This window comes from Chromobacterium amazonense (assembly GCF_001855565.1).
In the GTDB taxonomy this organism is placed as follows: Bacteria; Pseudomonadota; Gammaproteobacteria; order Burkholderiales; family Chromobacteriaceae; genus Chromobacterium; species Chromobacterium amazonense.
Genome location: NZ_MKCR01000032.1, coordinates 244022 through 263398, shown reverse-complemented (window position 1 = coordinate 263398; position 19377 = coordinate 244022). Strand labels below are relative to the sequence as shown.

Sequence of the window (19377 nt, the reverse complement as noted above, 5' to 3'; positions counted from 1 at the left end):
TTGACATGTCGTCAAAGCGCATCGGCGGCGATTCCCAAGGGATGGTCTGAACAACCTGCCACGCAAACAGAAATGCAATTTCTCGCGGGGCTTCGGTTGCATTTCACCCACCAATTCCAGATCGCCCGCCATGAGGATGACCGGGTGCTTCCGGTCATCCGGCCTTTTAACTCGCCGCCAGCAAGGCCTTTCGCGCCAGCCAGATGTTGGCCAGCCCAAACAGCGTCATCAGTTGCGCGGTGTTCTTCTTCAAACCGCGGTAGCGTGTTTTCAGGTAGCCAAACTGCTGCTTGATGACCCGAAACGGATGCTCCACTTTGGCCCGAATCTTGGCTTTGACCATTTCGCCCAGCTGGATCTGCCGGTCGTCGGCTGAATCGGTCAGCGCTTTGCGCTGGCCGGGCCTCATCGCAATCCACCAACGCACCGCTCGCGATTGGTGTTCGGCTCGCTTGTGCACGCCAGCAAAGCCGGCGTCGCCAAACACATCGATTTCCTCGCCGTGCAACAACTGATCGACCATCGTGACATCCGCCACATTGGCGGGGGTGCCGGCCACGTGATGCACCAAGCCGGACTGGGCGTCGACGCCGATATGGGCCTTCATGCCGAAGTACCACTGATTGCCCTTCTTGGTTTGATGCATGTCCGGATCGCGCTCGCCCTGAGCGTTTTTGGTGGAGCTGGGCGCGTGGATCAGGGTGGCATCGACGATGGTGCCTTGCTTCAACATCAGCCCTTTGTCGCAGAGATGCTGGTGGATGGCGGTAAACAGAGCGTGGGTCAGCTGGTGCTTTTCCAGCAGATGGCGGAAGTTCAGCAGGGTGGTTTCGTCCGGGACGGCGTCCAGGGAGAGGCCGGCGAACTGGCGCATGGAGGCGATCTCGTACAGGCTTTCTTCCATGGCGGGATCGGACAGGCTGTACCAGTGCTGCAGGCAGTAGACGCGCAGCATGGCGGACAACGGGTAGGGGCGGCGACCGTTGCCAGGCTTGGGATACACTGGATCGATGACGGCTTCGAGCTGCGCCCAAGGCATGACCTGATCCATCTCTGTCAGAAAGATTTCGCGGCGGGTGCGCTTCTTCTTAGCGGCGAGTTCGAGATCGGTGAAGGTCATCTGCTGTCGCATGCTGGCGTCCTGGATCTGACTGAGGGGGAGTCAGTTTACGGGAAGATTGGAGACTTGTTCAGACCTTCCCAAGCGCTGCCGCCATTCTCTTAACAAAGCCTGGCGGCGGCGCGGATAGCGTTCATTCAGGCTTTCGCACTGTTGAATCCGGTCGCAGCGGAAATGGCGAAAGTCCTGCCGCAGCTCGCACCATGCCGCCAGCACCTGCACTTTTTCAAAGAAGCCGACGGCGAATGGCCACACGATCCGTTGGCTATCGTCTCCCTTGATGTCTCGATAACACAAAGTCAGTTTGCGCTGCTGGCGAATGGCGTCGCGCAACGCGGCCATGTCCACAGCCATCAGCGGCCCCTCCGCCGGCCCGACCAGCAAGGTCTCATCTTCCAGACGCCGCCGCAGATCGTCCGGCAGCACCGCCGCCACCTTTGCCAGCGCATTGCCGGCGGCGTTGGCCAGACGCGGATCGCCCCGCTTTTCCACCCAGCGCATGCCCAGCACCAGCGCCTCGATCTCTTCTTCGGCGAACATCAAGGGCGGCAGCAGAAAGCCCGGCCGCAACTGGTAGCCCATGCCCGGCTCGCCGGCGATATCCGCCCCCTGCAGCTGCAGGCTGGCGATGTCGCGATAGACGGTGCGCACGCTGACGCCGAGCTGGTCGGCCAGCGCCTGCGCCGTCACCGGCAGGCGATAGCGCCGCAGCAGCTGCAGCAAGTCCAACAGTCGTTCGGAACGCGCCATGGCTCAGCTTATCGCAGGATAACCGTCAGTCCCGTCCGGCCATGGCGTCAACACCTCATAGCCATGATCGGTCACCGCCACCATATGCTCCCATTGGGCGGACCACGAGCCATCCTGCGTCACCACCGTCCAGCCGTCGCCCAGCTGGCGGGTGGATGCCTGGCCGGCGTTGATCATCGGCTCGATGGTGAACACCATGCCGGGTTTCAGTTTCATGCCGATGCCCGGACGGCCGTAATGCAGCACCTCCGGCTCTTCGTGGTACACCTTACCGATGCCGTGGCCGCAATATTCGCGCACCACGCTGAAGCCCGCGCCCTCGGTCAGGGTCTGGATGGCGTGGCCGATGTCGCCGAGCGAAGCGCCCGGTCGCACCGCGCGTATGCCGGCGCGCATCGCCTCATAGCAGGTCTCCACCAGACGCTTGGCTTCCGGACTGGGCGTGCCGACATAGAACATGCGGCTGCTGTCGCCATGCCAACCGTTCTTGATCACCGCCACGTCGATATTGATGATGTCGCCGTCGCGCAAAATCTGCTTGGGCGACGGAATGCCATGGCACACCACCTGATTGACCGAGGCGCAGATGGTCTTGGGATAGCCGTAATAGCCTACATTGGCCGGTTTGGCGCGCTGCACCTTGACGATGTGCTCATGGCAGCGCGCATCCAGTTCTTCGGTGCTGACGCCGGGCTTCACATGCTCGCCTATCATGGCCAGCAGTTCCGCCACCAGCTTGCCCGCCTCGCGCGCCTTGGCCACCTCGGCCGGGGACTTGATCACCACACGGCTCATCGCGCCACCCCCTCGCCCTGCCGCGGCAGATCCAGCCCGGCGCCGTCTTGGCTCGCGCGCAGCAGCAGCTGGCAGATCTCGCTGTAGCGCAAGTCGGGGTGCAGCTCCGCCAGCATGCCGATGCGCAGCCAGTGCTCGGCCTGGGAATTGATGGAGCGGCTCAGCGCCTCGCTGGCGGTGCGCAGATTGTCATGCATCTGCTCGGAAATCTTGACGATGCCCATGGCTCGCCTCCAGCAAGCAAACAATATATGAAACGTATATTAATAATCGCATGACGCCCTGACAAGCAGATACAGATGGCTATGAGGGAAAATATTAGAAATACTACTTATTCATATTAAATATATAAATTATATCAATACATGTTCAATGATAAGCTTTGACCATCATCAAGGTGAAATCGTCAGCATCATCGGCAAAAAGTCGGCAAATTCAGCTTAAATCAAGGAAAAATTCACTTTGAAGCGCATTTTCCGCCTCACACCCCATTCTGACGTCGCACCCAGCCAAGGAGTACAAAATGAAAATTCGCATGCTCGTTGCGTCGCTCAGCCTGACCTGCGCGGCCGCCGCGGCGGCCGCCAGCCCAACCCAATGTGAAAACAAGCGCTACACCCTACAGCTGCTGGGGTCTGGCGGCCCCATTTCCGACGATGGCAGAGCTTCATCCGCCTCGCTGATCTGGTGGAAGAACAAACCAGTGGCGCTGATCGATGCAGGCGGCGGAGCCTACCTCCGCTTTGGCCAGTCCGGTGCCCGGCTTGAGGATGTCAGCTTCATCGGCCTGACCCATTTCCATACCGACCATGTCACCGACCTGCCGGCCTTGCTGAAGGGCAGTTATTTTTTCCTCGCGCCGCATCAGATCGACATCGCGGGCCCGGCCGGCGGCGCGGGCTTCCCCAGCCTGAGCGGCTTCATGCATGCCCAGTTCAATGCCAAAAACGGCGCCTACGCCTACCTGTCCGGAATCTATTCCGGCAGCGGAGACATTCCGCTGAAAGTGAAACTCTCCGATGTGGATTTCCGCAAGGCAATGCCCACCAAGGTATACGACAAAGACGGCATCACCATCAGCGCGCTTGGCATTCCGCACGGCAAGGTGCCGGCGCTCGCGTATCGCATCGATACGCCCGATGGACGCATCGTGATCTCCGCCGATCAGAACGGCAGCAATCCCAACTTCCTCGAATTCGCCAAAAACGCTGACATTCTGGTGATGCCGCTGGCCATCGACGAACAAGCCGACCCGGCCTCGGCTTTCCTGCACGCCAAACCGTCCGCCATCGGCCGCATCGCCGCAGCGGCAAAACCCAAACAGCTGGTGCTGAACCACCTCATGGGCAAGAGCCTGCGGGTGAAGGATCAATCCATCCGGATCATTCGGAAACTCTACGCCGGCCCGATATACGCCAGCCGCGACCTGTCGTGCTTCCCAGTGCGCTGACTTCCAAAAACCTGAATCCCATGAGGCTCAATATGAAAAACCAGATCATTCTCTCCATTGCCATGACATCGCTGATCGGCCTGAACGCCGAGCCCGTGCAGGCCGAACCTTCTCAGCCCGCAAAAACGGTGCAAAGCGAAAGCGGCAACGGCGGCAAATGCGCCAGCGGCAAATGCGGCACGGTGAAAATGTACGAGAAGGCCGACATCCAACACGACCCGCAAGACCAGCTGGTACGCGCCCGCGATGGCAAATGCGGCAAGACCGGGCAAGGCCTCAAGCCTGATCAGTCGCGCTGCAAGATGGTGGAGGGGGTATGCGGTCAATAAACCCCACAGCCATCGGCGTCGGGCTGCGCGCCGAGCACGCGCAATGGCTGGCCGACCAAGAGCCGCAACCCGGCATAGACTTTCTGGAACTGACGGTGGAAAACTGGCTGGACGTCGGCGGCCGCAAACGCGAGCAGCTTGAGCGGCTATCGGGGAAGTACCCGCTGGTCGCTCATGGCCTCAGCCTGTCGATAGGCGACGCGCTGCCGCTGGATACGGACTTCCTCGTCCGGGTGAAACGCTTCCTCGATCGCTACCGGATAGACATTTACAGCGACCACCTGAGCTACTCCCGCGACCGGCAGGGCTATTTGTACGATCTGCTGCCCATACCGCGCTGCGAGGACATGGCGGACCGGATCGCGGCCAAGATCAAACAGGCGCAGGACATTCTGCAGCGGCCGCTGGTGCTGGAAAACATCAGCCACTACCACTGCCATGCCGGGCAAATGGACGAGGCCGTTTTCATCCGCCGCGTCCTCGAGCAAAGCGGCTGCCAGATGCTGCTGGACATCAACAATGTCTACGTCAACGCCGCCAATCATGGCTACGACCCGCAAGGCTTTATCGCCAGCCTGCCCTCTCCGGCCATCCGCTACTTCCATATCGCCGGCCACTGGCGCAGCGACGATGGCGTGCTGATCGATACCCACGGCGCCGCGGTATGCGGCGAGGTGCTTGAACTGGCGCGGCAGACCGTAGCCCTGCACGGCCCGCGGCCACTGGTGCTGGAACGGGACAACCACATTCCAGGCTGGCCTGAGCTGCGAGACGAAGCGACAGGGCTGCGCAAATGGATAGGCCAGCCGGCGCCTCAGGCCGCCTGAGCAGAAAGGATATGTCATGAACGCCCATTCAACGCTGGAGGCGGGCCGGCGCTTCAACCGACTGCTGCGCGCGCCCCAAACCGATGCCGGCGAGCTCACGCCGGCCATCAAGCTGTACCGGGATTTCCTGCGCAGCAATATCGAGGAGGTGGTGAAGCACGTATTTCCACTGTACGTCAGCCAGGTCGACGCCGCCACCTTGCGCCGGCAGATAGATGGCTTTCTGGCGCACCACTCGGCCAGCGCGCCGGAATTCCACCACATCGCCACCGAGTTTCTGGTTTTCATGCAACCCAGCGCGCCTGCCGCGCTGCGGCAGTGCCTGGAGTACGAGTGGGTGCTGCTGAAAGCGGAGATTGACCCAGCCGTGGTCGAGCCGGCAAGCGGCGCGCCGCTGGAAGAGGCCATCCTCTCGCTCAATCCCACGCTGACCTGCATCGAGCTGGATCTGAAAGCGGCGAGCCTGTCAGGCGCATTCGCCATTTTCCGCGACGCCCGCCACCAAGTGCGGCAAAAACCTTTGAACCGCTTCGACCGCCACGTGCTAGCCGGGCTGGAGACGCCGCGCGGCTACGCGTCGCTGGAGACCGCCTGCGCGATGGCGGATGCGGCGCCGCTGCGCCAGTGGCTGCTGGACGCCATCGCGACGGGGCTGCTCCAGACAAGCCAACCGGGCCTGGAGTCCATGAACAGAAGCGCGCGCCGCCCAGCCGCCACACAAGGAGTATGAAAATGATTGCCAAAATAATGAATGGATTCGACCGAGCGGTTGCCGCCTGCAAACAATACGACTTCATCGCCCTGCTGAGCATCCGGCTCTACCTGCTGCCGGTGATCTATGTCGGCGCCCATTCGAAGGTTGTCGGCTTCAGCGCAGCGGTCGCCTGGTTCGGCGCGCCGGCGAGCGAGGGTGGTCTTGGGCTGCCTTTTCCGGCAGCGTTCGCCTTCCTGGCGGCGGCCACCGAGGCATTGGGCCTGCTGTGCATCGCGCTAGGCTTGTTCACCCGCGTCATGGCCATCCCGATGATGGTGCTGATGAGCGCCGCCAGCGCCATGGTGCACTTGCCGCGCGGCTGGCTGGCCATCGCCGACAAAAGCATGGAATCCAGCCAGCGCCTGGCCGGATTTCTGTCCTGGCTGGCCGAGAACTTCCCAGGCCGATACAACTACATCACCGAACTGGGAGACCCGGTGATCTTGAACAACGGCATCGAGTTCGCCGCCACCTACTTCATCATGCTGCTGGTGCTGTTCTTCTACGGCGGCGGGCGCTTCGTCAGCGCCGACTATTGGCTGCGCCGACGCTTCGCCAAGTAAGCCCCCGCCACGCCCTCCCGGTGCGGACTGTGGTTTGAATCCCACAGCCGCATCCTTGATTTTCCAAGCCTCCCCCGCCCACAGCCCCATGCTCTGACGTAATTCTTGCAATTCCATTTGAAATTGTACAAAATCAAATCATGGAAATCGACAAACCCAATCAGCACGGCGGCAAACGCTCAGGCGCTGGTCGCAAATCCGCCTTCGGCGGCGACAAAACCGTCGCCGTCCGCGTGCCGGAGCCGCTGCGCGGCATTCTGCAGCAATGGCTGGAAGATTATCGCAGCTGGCGCACCGTCAACAGCGAGCAAGCCTTCGACTTCCGCACCCTGGGCGCTCAGTTGAGCGAACTGTCGCTGCCGCTGTTCGCCGGCAGCGTGCCCGCCGGCTCTCCGGTGGCGGCGGACGACATGAAGGAAGCCGACATCGACCTGAACACGCACCTGGTGAATCGCCCCGGCGACACCTTCATGGTGCGGGTCAAGGGCGATTCGATGCAGGGCGCCGGCATCCATGACGGCGACCTGCTGCTGGTGGAGCGCGTCAGCGAACCGCGCAACGGCAAAGTGGTGGTGGCCGCGCTCAATGGCGAACTCACCGTAAAGCGGCTGGAGCGCGGCCCGGATGGCCTGCGGCTGCTGCCGGAGAATCCGGCCTATCAGCCGATAACCGTGCCGGAAGACGCTTCGTTTCATATCTGGGGCGTAGTGACCAATGTCATCCACAAAGTCGACTAGGCGACGCCAATCACGCCTCGCAGCGCATGCCAAGCAGGAATGCGCAACCCAGGATCACGGCGTGCTTAGCGACGCCTATCGGCAAGCAAATGCACGGCTCGTTGTTTTGTCAGCACAAGCAAAAACAGGAGATCTTACATGGGAAAGCACAGCGATCACATCAAGATGAAGTTCAACGACTGGAAGCGCCTGCCGCGCCCTTATCGCGCCATGATAGAAGGCCAACCCCAGGTGCTGACCAGCCGCACCGGCCGCCATGTGTTTGTGCCGGTGCAGTTTGTCTGAACCTCGGCAGGCCGGAAGCCCTGCGAATGGCAAGACGCGGCTCAGGAATGGCAGGCTGGAGGATGGGTCAATGCTTGTTCAGCCCAAAGAAATTGCGAATGCGCTCCACCAGTTCGCCGCCATGCGGCACCCCATCGGTCTCGTCCAACAGGGCTTCCGGCATTTTCCTGCGACGCTCCTCCAGCCGTTCCGCCAGGATTGACGAAATGGTCTCCGCCAATTCCTTGCGCGAGACCAAGATGGCCTGAAACGCCTCCTTGTCCAGCCTCAGGCATTCCACATTGGACCGGGCGATCACCGTGCCGCTGCGCGACTCCCCAGTCATTAAACCCATCTCGCCAAAGAAGCTGCCGGCTTTCAACACATCCACCAGCTTGCGCCGGCCGTCGGGCAGCGTCACCCACACTTCCACCTCGCCGGACAGCATGATATACAGCCAGTGCGCCACCGCCCCCTGATGCATGATGATGTCGCCGGTGACAAACGGCGTGAATTTCAGACGGTCAGCCAGAATCACCATTTCTTCATCGTTCAGGCCGGACAGCAGCTCCACCTTGCGCAGCGCCAGCACGCGCTCCTCCAGATGGCGCTTCATCCGCGCTTCGATGTATTTCTCGTTTTCCTTGATCGTCAGCACATTGAAGAATGGCGAGGCCATGCGCAGATTATGCCGGCGCAGAGCCGCGTCGATGTGGGTGCGCACGACGGAGTCGGTATAATCGTCCGCCGACAGATCGGTCAGCCAATAGCGCACCGCATAGCGGCTGAAGCCGTTTTCAAAGGCCATCAGGATGCAGCTCGGCTCCGGCGACTGCGCCACGCCCGGCAGCTGAGCCTCCCGCAAGGAATGCTCCACCACGCTGATGATCTGCGTCGGCAGCGTCTCCCAATTGATATTGAACCAGATCCAGCGCCGCCATTGCCTATCGGCGCCATGGCGCTTGCCGAGGATGGAAAAGTGGTTCTTCACCAGCACGCTGTTGGGAATCACCACGGTTTCCCAGTTTCGCGTTTCCAAAACAGTGGCGCGCCAATTGATTTCGACCACCCGGCCGATCAGATCGCCAGCCTTGACCCAGTCGCCGATATCGACGGAGTTGTCAAACTGCAGAGTCAGTCCAGCCAGGAGGTTGCCCAGCGTATCCTGCATGGAAAAGGCCAGCACCGCGGTGATGACGGCCGACGTGGTGACGATGTGGCTTAGATCCAGCCCGGCCAGGCGCAATAACACCAGGCCCCAGCCTACATAGCCTATAGCCACGACGATGTCTTCCAGAATCCGAGACGGATGCAGCCTGAGGATAGGAATCAGCAAGCGGAACATCAGCATGGCCCATACGCGGATCAGCGCCAGGCCCACCACCACCACCGCCGCCTGACGCAGCACTTGACCGACAACGCCAGTCAGGTTGAAGTTGATCAGCAACAGGCAAAACAGCGCGATCCCCAAGGAGCGCGCGACGGGTGTGCGGCTATCGCGGCGCAAGGCATAGAGCAGCGCGGCGAACAAGGCCGTCACGCCGACAAACAAGGCCAGCGATCCATGCCAGGCAATGGACATCAGGCTTTCCAGCCAGCCGACCGCGGGGAGGGATTCCATGAATTTTCCGTCACGACTTTTGTTTTATTAATAGTTCATGACAGAGCACAAAAAAAATCCCTCCCGTTTTAAGGGAGGGTGCAAGGTATCGGGGAAGTGTAAGTTCCGCAGCCAGGCGGCCGGCAGAATTTACAACGCTGCGCCTATACCAAAGCACAACGCCATTTGATGTTATCAACAACATCCCTCTGGCGATATGAGTATATCTACTTACCCAATTTTGCCTTTAGAATATCCTCAATCTTTTCAGCCTCTTGCTCGCGCCGCACTTGCTCAAACAGCTCCGCCGCCTCCGGCCAGCTGCGCTTGAGCAAACCGAGCCACTGCTTCAGCCGCGCCGCCGGATAACGGTTCTCCGCGGACTTCCGCCAGCATTGGCGGAAAAAGTCCTCCACCCATGGCAGCATGTCCGCCCAGGCCATAGGCTGCGCCGGCCCGCCGGCAATGATGCGCGCCGCCAGATCCGGACAGGCCACCAGCCCACGGCCTATCATCACCGTGTCGCAGCCGCTTTCCGCGCGGATCGCCCGATAGTCGTCCAAGGTCCAGACCTCGCCATTGGCGATCACCGGAATCGTCAGCGCCTCGCGGATGCGGGCAATCCAGTCCCAATGCGCCGGCGGCTTGTAGCCCTCCACCTTGGTGCGGCCATGCACCGTCAATTCGTCGGCGCCGGCGCTGGCGATGGCCTGCGCGCACTCCAACGCCCGGCTCTTGTCCTCGTAGCCCAGCCGCATCTTGGCGGTGACGGGGATGTCGGCCGGCACCGCGCGCCGGGTGGCCGCGACGATCTGATGCAGCAGTTCCGGCTCATTCAGCAATATCGCGCCGCCACGGTGACGGTTGACAGTCGGCGCGGGACAGCCGAAATTCAAATCAACTCCCGGCGCGCCCAGCGCGGCGGCTTTGGCGCCGTTTTCAGCCAGACAGGCAGGATCGGACCCCAGCAGTTGCACGCGAACCGGCGCGCCGGCACGGGTCTTGCCGCCATGGGCCAGCTCCGGCGCCAACCGCATGAAGGTGCGGGTGGGCAGCAGCACGGAAGTGACGCGGACGAATTCTGTGACGCACAAATCGATGCCGCCAATGCGGGTCAGCACATCGCGCATCACATCGTCGACCAGACCCTCCATGGGGGCGAGGACCAGCTTCATTGTCTAACCTGCTGAGAAAAAGGGAGTTATTGTAACCCAACACCAAGATAAACATCAGGGAGATTGACCGATGCCCGCCTCCATCGCCATTGCCACACCTGAATCCGTCGCCGACTGGCTGCCGCTGTTCACCGCCTATCTAGGCTTTTACCGCGTCAGCCACCCGGCTGAAGCCTGCCAAGAGTATCTAAGCGAAAGATTGCGCCGCCGCCAGGCCGTGGCCTTCATCGCCAGGGAAGACGAACAACCGCGGGGCTTTGCCCTGTTGTATACCGGTTTTTCCTCGCTGACGCTGAAACCTTGCTGGGTGCTGCACGACCTTTACGTCGCGCCGGAAGCCCGCGGCAAAGGGATCGGCGAGCTGCTGATCCAGCGCTGTCAACAATACGCCCGCGACCTGGGCGGCGGCGAGATCATGCTGCAGACCGCGCACGACAATCAAACGGCGCAACAACTGTACGAACGCGCCGGCTTTACCCTGGACCGGGATTTCCGGGTCTACTACTGGAACAGCGAGCATCCTTGACGCTGCCGCCCGGCTTGCGGCATCCTCGCCCCCCGTTCTACCCAAGCAGGAGGCCAGCATGCCCGCTCCCGGCATCTATCAACATTTCCGCAATCGCCAGCTCTATCAGGTACTGGACGTCGCCATGCACACGGAAACCAACGAACCTATCGTGATGTACCGCGCGCTCTACGGCGAATACGGCCTGTGGGCGCGGCCGGCGGTGATGTTCACAGAAACGGTGGAGCACGAAGGCCGCCTCGTGCCTCGCTTTGCCCTGATCCAGCCTCTCTGAATGCGCGATGCGCCTCTACCGCACCGACCAGTTTCCGCTGCCGCTGCCGGCAGGCCACCGTTTCCCCGCGGAAAAATACCGGCTACTGGCCGACAAGGTGGCGGCTTTCGCCGCGCCATGGATGGAGCCGGCGCCGGCCGCCACGCGGCAGGAACTGACCACCGCCCATGATCCGCACTACATAGAGGCCGTGCTGAGCGGCACGCTCGATCCCAGGCTGCAACGCGAGATCGGCCTACCGTGGTCGCCGGAGCTGGTCGAGCGCAGCCTGCGCTCGGTCGGCGCCACCATCGCTGCCAGCCGCTGCGCCCTGCTTGAGGGTTGCGGCGTCAACTTGGCGGGCGGCACCCACCACGCCTCGCGCGCCAAGGGCAGCGGCTTCTGCGTGTTCAACGACGTCGCCGTCGCTGCCATGTTGATGCTGAACGAGGCGCGCGCGCGCCGCGTGCTGGTGGTGGATCTCGATGTGCATCAGGGCAACGGCACCGCGTCCATGGCCGCGGGCGAGCCACGCATCTACACTTTTTCCATGCACGGCGCGCGCAACTTCCCCTTCCGCCGCGAGGCCAGCACGCTGGACATCGACCTTCCGGACAATACGGACGACGACGGCTATCTGGCCGCGCTGGCGCAGGCCCTGCCGCAGGTGTTCGAGGCCTCGCGGCCCGATCTGGTGTTCTATCTGGCCGGCGCCGACCCCTATCATGGCGACCGATTAGGCCGACTGGGCTTATCAAAGCAGGGTTTGGCGGAACGCGACCGCATGGTGCTGGATGCCTGCCGCCGCCACGATGCCGCGCTGGCGCTGACCATGGCCGGCGGCTACGCCGTGCCGATAGAAGACACCGTGACAATCCAGGCGGAAACCGTCAAACTGGCTTGCGCCGCCTTTGGCGACGCAGAACTGCGCGCCGCGGCGTCTCGAATCATTGAAAGCTGAAGGAGGAAACATGGAAAAAGCGGTTTTGGGCGGCGGATGCTTCTGGTGCCTGGAAGCGGCTTTCGCGCCGCTGCGCGGCGTCGCCAGCGTGGTATCCGGCTATTGCGGCGGCCAGGGCGCCAACCCCAGCTACAAACAGGTTTGCGGCGGCGATACCGGTCATGTGGAAGTGGTGAGCGTCGCCTTCGACCCGGCCGTCATCGATTACGCCACCCTGTTGCAAGTCTTCTTCGCCGTGCACGACCCGACCACGCTGAACCGCCAGGGGCACGACGTCGGCAGCCAGTACGCCTCGGTGATTTTCTGCCAGAACGACGCGCAGCGCGCCGTCGCAGTGGAAATCATGCGCCAGCTGGAGCAGGACGGCGTATTCGACGCGCCCATCGTCACCCGGCTGGAAGGCTCGGCCACATTCTACCCCGCAGAAGACTATCATCAGAATTACTATGCGCAAAACCAGCAGCAAAACTATTGCCAACTGGTGATTTCGCCAAAACTGAGCAAGATTCGGCAAAAATTCGCGCATTTATTGCAAAACAGCTAGGCGCAATGCCGGGCGGGGCCGGTATAATGGCGTGCGCTGAAACGCATTGACATTCCGCCCACATACTTGCTCCCACCGAAGCCAGAAGCATGCCAGACGTTGAAGTGCCCCGCCCCACTGCCCTCTGCGCGCTGTCTACTCATTTGCAACTGCTGCGAGACGCCTCAAGGCGCAGCAAATGGCTGAGCGCCCTATGCTGGCTGCTGGCCTTCGGCATGCTGTTTGGCCACACCCTGCTGCAGGATATCCGGCAACAGCGCCAGGCATTCCACGAAACCGCCAGCCTGTTGCGGCAAAGCGCCGACCGCGCCTTGCGCGACAGCCTGCGCCTGCAGAAACAAGTCCAGGAAATCGCCGCCGCCGCGCCGCAAAACAACCAGCTCCAAATCCGCGAACTGGCCCAGGCGGCCGCGCCCAGCCAGCCGCAACTTTACTTTATCGGTTATCAGCCGCTGATCAGCCAGCCGGAGCGCAAGCGCTTCGAACAACAACAGACACGCGCGCTGGGCAAGCCTTATCGAATACAGGACTACCTGCACGACCAGAACAACAGCTGGCGCAATCCAGCCGCGTGGCGCGAGGCCCCCGCCCGCTCGCGCTATCTGCCTCTGAGCATGGCGGAGCCGGGACTGGCGTCCCCGGACTGGCGCGAAATGGGCTTGGACCTGCTAGACGACAGCGTGCTGGGCGCCTCGATCCACCAGGCGCTGGGCCATATGCAAGCCATCTCCCCCACGCTGCGGCTCTACAATGGCGAACCCGGCGTCGCCTTATTTCAAACCGTATACCGCGTCGAGCCGCCCTCGCCGGTGCCCATGGTGCGGATAGAGCAATCGGCCGGCGTGGTCATGCAGATTATTTATTTGAAACCGCTGCTGGCCTTGCCGGACGCCGCCGCCCAACGCTACACCGTGCAATTGCTGCGGCGCGATGGCGAAACGCCCGCCGCGCTGCCCTTGGCGCGGGAACGCCTGGCAAGCGGCCTGGCCGAATGGCTGCCCACGCTGCAACGCCAGGACAGCTTGCCGGGCCTGCCCTATGACCTGCTGCTGAGCCGGCAGCTGTGCTTTGAGCGCGCCACATGGGGCGAAGCCGCGCTATGCGGCTTGTTCGCCCTGCTGCCGGCCTACCTGCTGTGGCTGGCGCTGGCGCTGCTGGAGCAGCAACGCCGCGCCCGCGAACGCAGCCAGGACGACATCTACCGCGAACGCGAATACGCCAGCGTCGCCTTGCGCAGCATCGGCGACGCCGTCATCAGCATCGACACCCAGCAAATCATCCAGTACCTGAACCCGGCCGCCGAAATGCTGCTGGACCTACCCGCCGCCCAAGCGCTGCAGCGCCGCCTGCAGCAGGTGGCCCCGCTGCATTACGAGTTTTCCCGCCAACCGGTGCGCGACCCGGTGGAACAAGCCGTAGCCACGCTGCAAGTGGTATACTTGGCGCAAAACTGCTACCTGAAGCGGCGCGGCGGCGAAAAGCTGCTGGTAGAAGGTTCGGTGTCGCCGCTGCTGGGCCGCAACGGCCAGTTGATCGGCACCGTGCTGACCTTCCGCGACACGGCGCCGATCCGGCGCCGCATGCTGGCCGCGCTGGAGGCCAGCGAAACCCGCCTGCGCCAGCATGAGATGGAACTCGCCCGCGTGGCGCGCATCAACACCATGGGCGAAATGGCCTCGGGCATCGCCCACGAGATCAACCAACCGCTGTCGGCCATCATGAGTTATTGCCAGGCCGCGCTCAGCCTGCTGGACGACGACGAAATCGATATGGCCATGCTGCGCCGCGCCCTCACCTCGTCGGTGAACCAGGCCGACCGCGCCGGCCGCATCATCCACCGCCTGCGCGAATTCGTCACCCGCAAAAACCAGCAGCTGGTGCCGTTGCAGCTCAATCAGGCCGTGCACAATGCGCTATCGCTGCTGGATTACGAACTGCATGATCACGACATCCATATCGAGCAAAACTTCGCACATGAGTTGCCGTTGGTATACGCTGACACTATCCAGCTTGAACAAGTGGTGCTGAATTTGGCCCGCAATGCAGTAGAAGCCATGGAACAAACCCGCCCCTGGGGACGATTGAGCATCACCACCCGAAAACAGGGCAACCGGGTGCAGCTGATCATAGGCGACAATGGCTGCGGCATTCCCCCGGACACGCTGGACCGGATCTTCGACCCGTTTTTCAGCACCAAGCCAAACGGCATGGGCCTGGGTCTGGCCATCTGCCAGACAGCGATCGAAGCCTTTGGCGGCAAGCTGATCGCCGGCAACAAGCCCGGCTCGGGAGCGGAGTTCATCATCGACCTGCCATGCGCCGCAAGCTGCGCGGCGGCACCATCCGGAGTAGAAGCCTGATGCAAAATACCACCCCTACCGTTTTCATCGTCGACGACGATCCCGCCGTGCTGGATTCGCTCGCCATGCTGATCACCGCGCAGGGCATGCGCACCGTCAGCTATCCCAACGCGATGGAATTCCTCGATGCCTACCAAGGCAACCAGATCTGCTGCCTGGTGCTGGACATCCGCATGCCGCAGATCACCGGCCTGGCGCTGCAGGAACAGTTGATCGAGCGCGACATCAACATCCCCATCGTCTTCATCACCGGCCATGGCGACATCGAACAATGCCGGCGCGCCTTCCAGACTGGCGCCATCGACTTCCTGACCAAGCCGATAGACCAGAACCGGCTGATCTCCAGCCTGCGCCGCGGCATCCGCATCAGCATCCAGCAGCACCAGCAGGAAGAGGAAACCCAGGAGGTCATGAGCCAGCTGGCCCGCATCAGCGGCCGCGAGCGCGAAGTGCTGGAGCTGGTGGCGGATGGCCTGTCCAGCAAGGAAATCGCGCGCGAACTGGACCTGTCGCCGCGCACCATCGAGGTGCACCGCGCCAATCTGTTCAGCAAACTCGGCGTCGATTCCCTGGCCGACCTGGTGCGTTTCTACCTCAAAGCGCTGGAGGCCACCGGCAAAAAACGCAGCGAAGACGTTTTTTTCAACGAACCGCCGTCAAACCAGTAAAATCGTCGCATGCAAAGACTGTTCAAACATATTTGTCTAGTAGCGCGCCACAGCAAGCCCGGCATCACCCCCGCCTTGCTGCAGCTGGCTGACCATCTGGCAGACGGCGGCGCCACGGTGCTGATCGACAAGGACAGCATCGCCGCGGACGAGGCCGGCGGCCACGCGCTGATCGACCGCAACGACATGGGCAAGCTGGCCGATCTGTGCATCGTGCTGGGCGGCGACGGCACCATGCTGTCCATCGCCCGCCTGCTGGCGCCCTACCGCGTGCCGCTGGTCGGCATCAACCAGGGCCGTCTGGGCTTCATGACCGACATCCCGCTGCACGAGATGCTGGATTCGATAGACGCCATCCTGCTCGGCAAATTCGTGCCGGAAGACCGCATCCTGCTGCAGGCCGCCGTCATCCGCGAAGATGCCGAAGTCGCTAGCGCCCTGGCCTTCAACGACGTGGTGTTCAGCCGCGGCGCGGTGGGGTCGATGATCGAATTCGAAGTGTTCATCGACAACCAGTTCGTCTACAGCCAGCGTTCGGACGGCCTGATCGTGTCCACCCCCACCGGCTCCACCGCCTACTCGCTGGCCTCTGGCGGCCCCATTCTGCACCCCACGCTGCAGGCCATCGCCCTGGTGCCGATCTGCCCGCAATCGCTGTCCAATCGGCCGATTGCCGTCAACGACTCCTGCGAGGTGGAATTCATGCTCACCCGCGGGCTGGACGCGCGCGTGCACTTTGACGGCCAGCTGCACTGCGACCTGATGGAAATGGACCGGGTGCTGATCCGCCGCTATCGCAATCCGCTGCGCATCCTGCACCCCGAGGGCTACAACTACTACGACATGCTGCGCCACAAGCTGCACTGGGGCGAACGGCTTATCTAACCGGCACACCACACACCATGCTTCTCTCGCTGACCGTAAAAGACTTCGTCATCGTCGACAGCATCGCGCTGGACTTCACACCCGGCTTCACCGTGCTCACCGGCGAAACCGGGGCCGGCAAATCCATCATGCTGGATGCGCTGGGCCTGCTGCTGGGCGACCGCGCCGAAGGCGCCCAAGTGCGCGAAGGCGCCGAGCGCGCGGAAATCACCGCGGAATTCTCCATCGAGCAACGGCCGGAAGTGGATGCCTGGCTGGCGGGAAACGAGCTGGCCGGCGACGAAGGCGTGCTGCTGCTGCGCCGGCTGATCGACCGCAACGGCCGCTCCAAGAGCTTCGTCAACGGCCAGGCCGCTACCCTGGCCCAGTTGAAACAGCTGGGCGAATTCCTGGTGGACATCCACGGCCAACACGCGCATCAGTCGCTGATGAAGAGCGAGACTCAGCGCCAGCTGCTGGACGCCTACGCCGGCTCCGCCGCCCTGGCGCGCGATGTGCACAAGGCCTGGCAAGAATGGCAGGCCGCGCGCCAGGCCCGGCAGGACGCCGAACGGCTGTCGCGCGAATCGGAAGTGGAGCGCGAACGCCTGACCTGGCAGATCGGCGAGCTGACCGAGCTGAACCTGCAACCGGACGAGTGGGTGGCGCTGAGCCAAAGCCACACCCGGCTCGCCAACTCGGCCGAACTGGTGCAAAGCGCCCTGCAGGCGGTAGACGTGCTGTCAGAAAACGACGATAGCTGCCTGAGCCAACTGGCGCATGTGCAGAACCGCCTGTCCAAGCTGTCCAATCTGGACCCCAGGCTAGCCGACACGCTTTCCCTGCTGGATTCGGTAGACGCCGAGCTGCGCGAAGTGGTGTACAGCCTGCGCGACTACGCCAGCGACATCGACCAGGACCCAAGCCAGCTGGTGGAAATGGAACGCCGGCTGGACCTGTTGATGAGCACCGCCCGCAAGTACCGCGTGCAACCAGCCGACCTGGCCGACAAACTGGCGGACTGGCAGCAGCAACTGGCCGCGCTGGAAGCGAGCGTGGACGTGGAAGCGCTGAGCGTGGCCGAATCCGCCAGCCTGGCGCGCTACCGCACGCTGGCCGAGGCGCTGTCCGGCAAGCGCCGCCAAGCCGCCAGCGAACTGTCCGAACGCATATCCGGCGAAATGCAAAAGCTGGCGATGGGCGGCGCCCGCTTCGCCATCGAACTGTCCGCGCTCGCCGAACCCGGCGCGCACGGCATGGAGTCCATCGAATACCTGGTGGCGGCCAATGCCGGCACCAGTCTGCGGCCGCTGGCCAAGGTGGCTTCCGGCGGCGAACTGTCGCGCATCAGCCTGGCGATGCAGGTGGTGATCAGCCAGGTGGCCAGCGTGCCCACGCTGATCTTCGACGAAGTGGACGTCGGCATAGGCGGCCGCGTGGCGGAAGTCATCGGCCACATGCTGCGCGACCTGGGCCAGCGCTATCAGGTGCTGTGCATCACCCACCTGCCCCAGGTGGCCTCCTGCGGCAAAAACCATTGGCAGGTCAGCAAGCGCGAGCATAAAGGCCAGGTGCTCAGCCGCATCGCCCCGCTGGACGCCGAGCAGCGCGTGCTGGAAATCGCCCGCATGCTGGGCGGCGCCGAACTGACCCAAACCACGCGCGAGCACGCCGCGGAAATGCTGGCAGCCAACGCGGCCACCCTCTAGCCAAGCGCGGCGATTCCGGTTAGAATTGCCGCCTCTTACCGATTCCGCAACCAGGCAAAGCTGTTTTCATGCCATGGTTTTGGATAAGCCGGAAAATTAGAGATTTTGGAGGTTTGGGTGAGTGGTTTAAACCAGCAGTCTTGAAAACTGCCGACGGGCAACCGTCCGTGGGTTCGAATCCCACAGCCTCCGCCAATACAAAAGGCCCGGATATATCGTCCGGGCCTTTGCCATTCCCCCCCCGCCACGGCAAACACGCCATCATCCAATTAACTACACACAAAAATGTTCTCTGCAATCTTGCTTGTGTGTGTATAGATTCCGGCGGATCGACTGCCACGCCTACCCCGCTGCCTTCTGCTTGATGTCGCCCAGCACGGCGATGACGCGCTGGACCGTCGCTGCCGGGAAAATCGCCATTGCCCCGGTCGCGCTCACGTTGGTAAACGGCGATTCGAACAAACGGCTGGGCTCCATCACGCTGTTTTCGGTCAGCTCGCGCACTATCAGTTGGATGAACTCAATCTGGCTGGCCGTGGCGGTCGAAGAAGATGCCTTGAGAAACCAGTCAACCGCTTAATTGGCTCGGTCCGCACAAGGACAAGCGCTGTCGATTTGACTGCGAATTTCACCGGTCAACATGTTTCAATCCTGATTGGCTGCCAGGCCAGAGCTGTCCAGCCCGCTAGATAACAAAAAACCCAACCGAGCGGTTGGGTTTTGAAAACTGGTGGAGGCGGCGGGAATCGGCTCATATGGGCCTGTCCAAATTTTTGTGTAAACGGGGTTTGGGTTACGCCTGTGGAATGCGTTCCTCGAACTGTATGGTAAAGCGAGTCAGCGCTGCCTTCCAATCCCGAATCGGCATGGTCCACTTCTGACTGATGTTCCTCAAGGCCAGGTAGAACAGTTTTAGCAACGCCTCATCACTCGGGAATGAGCCCCGATTCTTGGTCAGCTTTCGCAGACTCATATTCACCGACTCGATGGCATTGGTGGTGTAGATCACTTTCCTGATCTCCGGCGGGTAGTCGAAGAATGGCGTCAACCGAGCCCAGTTGCGCCGCCAAGACTGACCAATCGGCAAATACTCCTCATCCCACTTGGCCTCAAACTCACCTAGCCGCT

Annotated in this window: 22 protein-coding genes, 1 tRNA gene and 1 pseudogene; 16 read left to right on the top strand and 8 right to left on the bottom strand. The window is 62.1% G+C overall.

Annotated elements, in window-relative coordinates; genetic code table 11:
• Positions 1–166: 166 nt before the first annotated feature.
• From BI343_RS16665 to BI343_RS16650, 4 genes are read right to left on the bottom strand one after another with little or no spacing between them, the layout of a single operon-like run.
• The gene (locus BI343_RS16665; RefSeq protein WP_083340712.1) at positions 167–1132 is read right to left on the bottom strand and encodes an IS5 family transposase; all 966 of its coding nucleotides are present in this window, start codon (positions 1130–1132) and stop codon (positions 167–169) included.
• Positions 1133–1162: 30 nt separating this feature from the next.
• Positions 1163–1870 (bottom strand): helix-turn-helix transcriptional regulator, encoded by a 708-nt coding sequence (locus tag BI343_RS16660; protein ID WP_071110552.1) that lies wholly within the window; start codon positions 1868–1870, stop codon positions 1163–1165.
• A gap of 3 nt (positions 1871–1873) precedes the next feature.
• Positions 1874–2665 carry a type I methionyl aminopeptidase gene (gene map, locus BI343_RS16655; protein WP_043622830.1) on the bottom strand — a complete coding sequence of 264 codons (792 nt, stop codon included), beginning with the start codon at positions 2663–2665 and terminating at the stop codon, positions 1874–1876.
• A complete protein-coding gene (locus tag BI343_RS16650) occupies positions 2662–2889 on the bottom strand; it encodes a ParD-like family protein (protein ID WP_043622833.1) in 228 nt (75 codons plus the stop codon). Before BI343_RS16650 ends, map begins: the two co-directional genes overlap by 4 nt.
• 299 nt (positions 2890–3188) lie before the next feature.
• Between BI343_RS16650 and BI343_RS16645 the strand changes: the two genes are divergently transcribed.
• From BI343_RS16645 to BI343_RS20105, 7 genes are all read left to right on the top strand, one after another.
• Positions 3189–4115, top strand: coding sequence for an MBL fold metallo-hydrolase (locus BI343_RS16645; protein ID WP_071110551.1), 927 nt, complete (start codon positions 3189–3191; stop codon positions 4113–4115).
• 32 nt (positions 4116–4147) lie between these two features.
• On the top strand, positions 4148–4444 hold the full coding sequence (locus BI343_RS16640; RefSeq protein WP_071110550.1) for a hypothetical protein: 297 nt from the start codon (positions 4148–4150) through the stop codon (positions 4442–4444).
• The gene (locus tag BI343_RS16635) at positions 4432–5271 is read left to right on the top strand and encodes an MbnB/TglH/ChrH family RiPP precursor modification enzyme (RefSeq protein WP_071110549.1); all 840 of its coding nucleotides are present in this window, start codon (positions 4432–4434) and stop codon (positions 5269–5271) included. The genes BI343_RS16640 and BI343_RS16635 overlap by 13 nt, the downstream gene beginning before the upstream one ends.
• A 16-nt stretch (positions 5272–5287) precedes the next feature.
• Positions 5288–6001 carry an HvfC/BufC family peptide modification chaperone gene (locus BI343_RS16630; RefSeq protein ID WP_071110548.1) on the top strand — a complete coding sequence of 238 codons (714 nt, stop codon included), beginning with the start codon at positions 5288–5290 and terminating at the stop codon, positions 5999–6001.
• A gap of 2 nt (positions 6002–6003) precedes the next feature.
• On the top strand, positions 6004–6588 hold the full coding sequence (locus BI343_RS16625) for an HvfX family Cu-binding RiPP maturation protein (protein WP_071110547.1): 585 nt from the start codon (positions 6004–6006) through the stop codon (positions 6586–6588).
• A 140-nt stretch (positions 6589–6728) separates the two neighbouring features.
• Entirely contained in the window at positions 6729–7325 is a 597-nt protein-coding gene (locus BI343_RS16620) for a LexA family protein (RefSeq protein WP_071110546.1), read from the top strand.
• 138 nt (positions 7326–7463) lie between these two features.
• Positions 7464–7610, top strand: a complete 147-nt coding sequence (locus tag BI343_RS20105; protein ID WP_169829033.1) for a hypothetical protein — start codon at positions 7464–7466, stop codon at positions 7608–7610.
• Between the two features lie 67 nt (positions 7611–7677).
• Here BI343_RS20105 and BI343_RS16615 read toward each other — a convergent pair whose 3' ends face one another.
• Together BI343_RS16615 and BI343_RS16610 are read right to left on the bottom strand one after the other, a co-directional pair.
• Positions 7678–9210, bottom strand: coding sequence for a mechanosensitive ion channel family protein (locus BI343_RS16615; RefSeq protein WP_043622852.1), 1533 nt, complete (start codon positions 9208–9210; stop codon positions 7678–7680).
• A gap of 206 nt (positions 9211–9416) precedes the next feature.
• The gene (locus BI343_RS16610) at positions 9417–10364 is read right to left on the bottom strand and encodes a tRNA dihydrouridine synthase (protein WP_071110545.1); all 948 of its coding nucleotides are present in this window, start codon (positions 10362–10364) and stop codon (positions 9417–9419) included.
• A gap of 70 nt (positions 10365–10434) precedes the next feature.
• On the opposite strand from BI343_RS16610, the gene BI343_RS16605 reads away from it, so the two are divergent.
• From BI343_RS16605 to BI343_RS16565, 9 genes are all read left to right on the top strand, one after another.
• Positions 10435–10890 (top strand): GNAT family N-acetyltransferase, encoded by a 456-nt coding sequence (locus BI343_RS16605; protein ID WP_043622858.1) that lies wholly within the window; start codon positions 10435–10437, stop codon positions 10888–10890.
• A gap of 58 nt (positions 10891–10948) precedes the next feature.
• Entirely contained in the window at positions 10949–11164 is a 216-nt protein-coding gene (locus tag BI343_RS16600) for a DUF1653 domain-containing protein (protein WP_071110544.1), read from the top strand.
• 7 nt (positions 11165–11171) lie between these two features.
• Positions 11172–12104 carry a histone deacetylase family protein gene (locus BI343_RS16595; protein WP_071110543.1) on the top strand — a complete coding sequence of 311 codons (933 nt, stop codon included), beginning with the start codon at positions 11172–11174 and terminating at the stop codon, positions 12102–12104.
• Between the two features lie 10 nt (positions 12105–12114).
• The gene (msrA, locus tag BI343_RS16590) at positions 12115–12648 is read left to right on the top strand and encodes a peptide-methionine (S)-S-oxide reductase MsrA (protein ID WP_071110542.1); all 534 of its coding nucleotides are present in this window, start codon (positions 12115–12117) and stop codon (positions 12646–12648) included.
• 89 nt (positions 12649–12737) lie between these two features.
• Entirely contained in the window at positions 12738–15008 is a 2271-nt protein-coding gene (locus tag BI343_RS16585) for an ATP-binding protein (protein ID WP_083341029.1), read from the top strand.
• Complete coding sequence (locus tag BI343_RS16580; protein WP_071110598.1) at positions 15008–15676, top strand: response regulator transcription factor; 669 nt, start codon at positions 15008–15010, stop codon at positions 15674–15676. The genes BI343_RS16585 and BI343_RS16580 overlap by 1 nt, the downstream gene beginning before the upstream one ends.
• A 9-nt stretch (positions 15677–15685) precedes the next feature.
• Positions 15686–16561 (top strand): NAD kinase, encoded by an 876-nt coding sequence (locus BI343_RS16575; protein ID WP_043622868.1) that lies wholly within the window; start codon positions 15686–15688, stop codon positions 16559–16561.
• Positions 16562–16578: 17 nt separating this feature from the next.
• Positions 16579–18249, top strand: a complete 1671-nt coding sequence (gene recN, locus BI343_RS16570; protein WP_071110540.1) for a DNA repair protein RecN — start codon at positions 16579–16581, stop codon at positions 18247–18249.
• Positions 18250–18356: 107 nt separating this feature from the next.
• Positions 18357–18444 (top strand) — tRNA-Ser (locus BI343_RS16565).
• A gap of 147 nt (positions 18445–18591) precedes the next feature.
• Here the strand turns inward: BI343_RS16565 and BI343_RS20775 are convergent.
• A complete protein-coding gene (locus BI343_RS20775; RefSeq protein ID WP_422614119.1) occupies positions 18592–18753 on the bottom strand; it encodes a hypothetical protein in 162 nt (53 codons plus the stop codon).
• A gap of 289 nt (positions 18754–19042) precedes the next feature.
• Positions 19043–19375 (bottom strand): annotated as a pseudogene (locus tag BI343_RS16560) (transposase); the annotation flags it as partial.
• Positions 19376–19377 lie beyond the last annotated feature (2 nt).